Raw genomic sequence first — 4,428 nt, forward strand, 5'->3', positions numbered from 1 at the left:
TGATTTTGCCGCACCATGACACGGGTTGCCATTTTTCAAACGGTCGTTAGACCCTGAGGCGATGGCTGATGATGTAAACCCAAAGCCGACGGCGGCCCGCGAGGTCGCCAAGGAAACCTACGACGACCGTCCCTTCCACATGGACGACCTGCCGCCCGAGGTCCGCGCGCCGCTGGCGCCGTTCAACGGGGAGGCGCCGCCGGCTCCCGCGTGGTTCCAGTGGGCCATCGCGCAGGAGCCCGAGCGCACCTTCGTCACCTCGCACGGGACCAGGCTCGAGGCCCTGAGTTGGGGCGAGCGGGGCAAGCCGGGCCTGCTCCTGGCGCACGGCAACAGCGCGCATGCCGAATGGTGGAGCCCGCTGGCGCCTTACCTCGCCAAGGACTACCGCGTGACCTCGATGTCGCTGGCCGGGATGGGCAATTCCGAGTGGCGCGACGCCTACCGCTTCCCCGACTTCGCCGATGACGCCGAGGCGGTCTCGCGGGCGACGGGACTCTACGAGGGCGGGCGCAAGCCCATCTATATCGGTCACTCCTTCGGCGGCGGGCAGGTGTTCTTTACAGCCGCGCGCTATCCGGACCAGATGGCGGCGGCGATCCTGGTGGACACCGGCTTCGGTGGGCCGCCGCCGCAGGTCCTGGAGGAACGCCGCAAGCGCCAGGAACTGCTGGCCAACAACCCCAGCCCCGACCGGCCCAGCCGCGTCTACCCGACCATGGCCAAGGCGCTGGAGCGCTTCCGGCTGATGCCGCCGCAGCCGACGGAAAACCACTACGTCCTCGACTTCATCGCCCGCCGCTCGCTGAAGCGCGCGCCTCTCCCCGAAGGCGAAAAGGCGGAGGACGGCTCTGGACAGGGCTGGGCGTGGAAGTTCGATCCCAACATGTGGGAGAAGATGGACCGCTCGGAGAGCAACTTCAGCGGCGGCGAGACGCCGGAACTGAAGGTGCCTGCGATCCACATCTACGGCGACAAGAGCCGGATCATCGGCCGCAAGGCGTCCGGCGAGCCGACGTTCCTGGGCCCGAACATCCCCGACGTCGAAATCCCGGATTCCCATCACCACGTGATGATCGACCAGCCGCTGGCCCTGGTCGCCGCGATCCGGACGCTGCTGGTCTCCTGGCCCCTTGAGGCGGGGCCCCGGTTCGTGTAGGGCCTGACGCCACTTCCCAATTCATTCGAGAGTACAGACACCGATGGCCGGAGATTCGTCCGACTACCAGCACGGCGCCATGGACGTCAGCGAACAGCAGGCGACGTTCCATCTGGTGATGGGCATGACCAAGTGGGGCAGCTTGGTCCTCGCGGCTTTCTTGTTCTTTGTGGTGCTTTGGTTCTGCACCCCCGCCGGCTTCCTGGTCGGGGCGCTGGGCGGGATCGTGGTGATGGTGGCAGGCGTCATGCTGCTGCGCGAAAAGCCGGCGCCGGCGCACTGAAGTCACACTGAGAGCCCCCGCCTACCGGGGGCTTCTTTCATAGCCCGGGCCTCGGCTGGACAGGACGTCGCGACGTCCTATCGTCCGCTGGGTTCGCGCTTAACGGGGGGCCCATGGCCGTTATCGCCGTCACCAAGGAGCGCCGCGCCGGAGAGACCCGGGTGGCCGCCGTGCCCGAGACGGTGAAGAAGCTGATCGCGGCGGGATTCGCGGTGACCGTGGAAGCCGGCGCCGGCGTCGCGGCCTCCTATCCCGACGCCGACTACGCCACCGCCGGCGCGACCATCGCCACGACCGCCAAGGATGCGTTGGCCAAGGCCGACATCGTGTTCAAGGTCCGGGCTCCCGAGGCCGACGAGATCAAGGCGCTGAAAGCCGGAGCCATCGTCGTCGGCATGCTCAACCCATACAACGAACGCCCCGCCCTTGACGCGCTCGCCAAGCAGGGCGCGACCGCCTTTTCCATGGAGTTCGTGCCGCGGATCACGCGCGCCCAGGTGATGGACGTGCTGTCCTCCCAGGCCAATCTGGCCGGCTATCGCGCGGTGATCGAGGCGGCCGAGGCCTATGGTCGCGCCCTGCCGATGATGATGACCGCCGCCGGCACCGTCGCCGCGGCCAAGGTGTTCGTGATGGGCGTGGGCGTCGCCGGCCTGCAGGCCATCGCCACGGCGCGGCGCCTCGGCGCGGTGGTCACGGCGACAGATGTGCGGCCCGACACCAAGGAGCAGGTCGAGAGCCTGGGCGCCAAGTTCATCGCGGTCGAGGACGAGGAGTTCAAGAACGCCCAGACCGAGGGCGGCTACGCCAAGCAGATGAGCCCGGAGTACCAGGCCAAGCAGGCCGAGCTGGTCAGCGGCCACATTGCCAAGCAGGACATCGTCATCACCACCGCCCTGATCCCGGGGCGTCCCGCGCCCAGGCTGGTCAGCGCCGCCCAGGTGGCCGCGATGAAGCCGGGCTCGGTGATCGTCGACCTGGCCGTCGAGCAGGGCGGCAACGTGGAAGGCGCCAAGCCGGGCGAGGTCGCCGTCAGCACGAACGGCGTCAAGATCATGGGCGTGGCCAATCTGCCCGGCCGCATCGCCGCGGACGCGTCGAACCTCTACGCGCGCAACCTGTTCGCCTTCGTCGGACTGTTCCTCGACAAGGAGGGCCAGTTCGCGCCGAACTACGACGATGAGATCCTGGCCGCGGCGCTGGTCGCCCGGGGCGGGGCGGTCGTCCATCCGTCGCTGAAGGGCTAGCGGGATGCGCGGCTGCGACCTCCCCACGTCCTTCCAACTGAGGCTTGCCTGATATGGACGTCGACCCGACCATCTTCCGCCTCGCGATCTTCGTGCTGGCGATCTTCGTCGGCTACTACGTGGTCTGGAGCGTAACGCCGGCGCTGCACACGCCGCTGATGGCGGTCACCAACGCCATTTCCTCGGTGATCATCGTGGGCGCCCTCCTGGCCGCGGCGGCCCAGGCGCCGGGTGGCGAGCTGACGGGCAGCATCCTGATCTCCAAGGGGGCCGGGGCCATCGCCGCGGCGTTCGCGGCGGTCAACATCTTCGGCGGCTTCCTGGTCACCCAGCGCATGCTGGCGATGTACAAGAAGAAGGAACCGGCCGTGAAAAAGGACGGCCACAAGTGAACGCCAACCTCGCGGCCATCCTCTACATCGTCTCGGGCGTCCTGTTCATCCTGGCGCTGCGCGGCCTCTCTTCGCCGACCACCAGCCAGGCGGGCAACCGGAATGGCATGATCGGCATGGCCATCGCGGTGGCCACGGCGCTGGCCACGCTGGCGACACAGGGCAAGCTCGACCCCCTGACCATCGGCCTGATCCTGGGCGGGGTGGTGATCGGCGGCGGCATCGGAGCGCTGATCGCGCGGCGCGTGGCGATGACGTCGATGCCGCAGCTGGTGGCTGCGTTCCATAGCCTGGTCGGCATGGCGGCCTGCCTGGTGGCGGTGGCGGCGATCCATACGCCGGCGGCCTATGGCATCTCGGATGCGGACGGCACGGTCCACTTCATGTCGCTGATCGAGCTGTCGCTGGGCCTGGCGATCGGGGCGGTGACCTTCACCGGCTCGGTGATCGCCTACGCCAAGTTGAACGGCAACATGAGCGGCGCGCCGATCCTGCTCCCCATGCGCCACACGCTGAACCTGGCGATCGCCGCAGGTATACTGGCGATGATCGCGGCCCTCGTGATGAGCGGCGGCTCGGCGCTCTGGGCTTTCTGGGCGGTGTTTGCGCTCGCGCTGCTGATCGGCGTCACCCTGATCATCCCGATCGGCGGCGCCGATATGCCGGTCGTGGTGTCGATGCTGAACAGCTACTCCGGCTGGGCGGCGGCGGCGCTGGGCTTCACCCTGGAGAACGTGACGCTGATCATCACCGGGGCGCTGGTAGGCTCCTCCGGCGCGATCCTCAGCTACATCATGTGCAAGGGGATGAACCGCAGTTTTGTCTCGGTGATCCTGGGCGGGTTCGGCGGGGAGGACGCTGCGGCGGCCAGCGGCCGGGTCGAGACACGGCCGGTGAAGCAGGGCTCTGCCGAGGACGCCGCCTTCATCATGAAGAACGCATCCAAGGTGATCATCGTCCCCGGCTACGGCATGGCGGTGGCCCAGGCCCAGCACGCCCTGCGCGAGATGGCCGACAAGCTGAAGGAAGAGGGCGTGGAGGTCAAATACGCCATCCATCCCGTCGCCGGCCGGATGCCGGGGCACATGAACGTGCTGCTGGCGGAAGCGAACGTGCCCTACGACGAGGTCTTCGAACTGGAGGACATCAACGCCGAATTCCCGACCGCCGATGTGGCGTTCGTGATCGGCGCCAACGACGTCACCAATCCGGCGGCCAAGACCGACCCCACCTCGGCGATCTACGGCATGCCGATCCTGGATGTGGAGAAGGCGCGCACCGTGCTGTTCGTGAAGCGCGGCATGGCGGCGGGGTATGCCGGCGTCGAGAACGAGCTGTTCTTCCGCG

Annotated in this window: 5 protein-coding genes; all 5 read left to right on the top strand. The window is 67.9% G+C overall.

What is annotated here, in order from left to right; translation table 11 throughout:
- Nucleotides 1-61 precede the first annotated feature (61 nt).
- A complete protein-coding gene (locus QZV94_RS23520; protein ID WP_293682667.1) occupies nt 62-1,159 on the top strand; it encodes an alpha/beta hydrolase in 1,098 nt (365 codons plus the stop codon).
- Nucleotides 1,160-1,202: 43 nt separating this feature from the next.
- On the top strand, nt 1,203-1,442 hold the full coding sequence (locus tag QZV94_RS23525) for an aa3-type cytochrome c oxidase subunit IV (RefSeq protein ID WP_293682669.1): 240 nt from the start codon (nt 1,203-1,205) through the stop codon (nt 1,440-1,442).
- Nucleotides 1,443-1,555: 113 nt separating this feature from the next.
- Nucleotides 1,556-2,689, top strand: coding sequence for a Re/Si-specific NAD(P)(+) transhydrogenase subunit alpha (locus QZV94_RS23530; RefSeq protein ID WP_293682671.1), 1,134 nt, complete (start codon nt 1,556-1,558; stop codon nt 2,687-2,689).
- Nucleotides 2,690-2,742: 53 nt separating this feature from the next.
- Nucleotides 2,743-3,081, top strand: coding sequence for a proton-translocating transhydrogenase family protein (locus QZV94_RS23535; RefSeq protein WP_293682675.1), 339 nt, complete (start codon nt 2,743-2,745; stop codon nt 3,079-3,081).
- Nucleotides 3,078-4,428: NAD(P)(+) transhydrogenase (Re/Si-specific) subunit beta (locus QZV94_RS23540; RefSeq protein WP_293682673.1), on the top strand; the 1,351-nt coding region annotated here is incomplete at its 3' end. The genes QZV94_RS23535 and QZV94_RS23540, both read left to right, overlap by 4 nt.

The sequence above is a fragment of the uncultured Phenylobacterium sp. genome (assembly GCF_902826855.1).
Taxonomy (GTDB): Bacteria; Pseudomonadota; Alphaproteobacteria; order Caulobacterales; family Caulobacteraceae; genus Phenylobacterium.

Coding starts and splice junctions, on each gene's coding strand:
- QZV94_RS23530 (WP_293682671.1), top strand. CDS start 1,556: ATGGCCGTTATCGCCGTCACCAAGGAGCGCCGCGCCGGAGAGACCCGG.
- QZV94_RS23525 (WP_293682669.1), top strand. CDS start 1,203: ATGGCCGGAGATTCGTCCGACTACCAGCACGGCGCCATGGACGTCAGC.
- QZV94_RS23520 (WP_293682667.1), top strand. CDS start 62: ATGGCTGATGATGTAAACCCAAAGCCGACGGCGGCCCGCGAGGTCGCC.
- QZV94_RS23535 (WP_293682675.1), top strand. CDS start 2,743: ATGGACGTCGACCCGACCATCTTCCGCCTCGCGATCTTCGTGCTGGCG.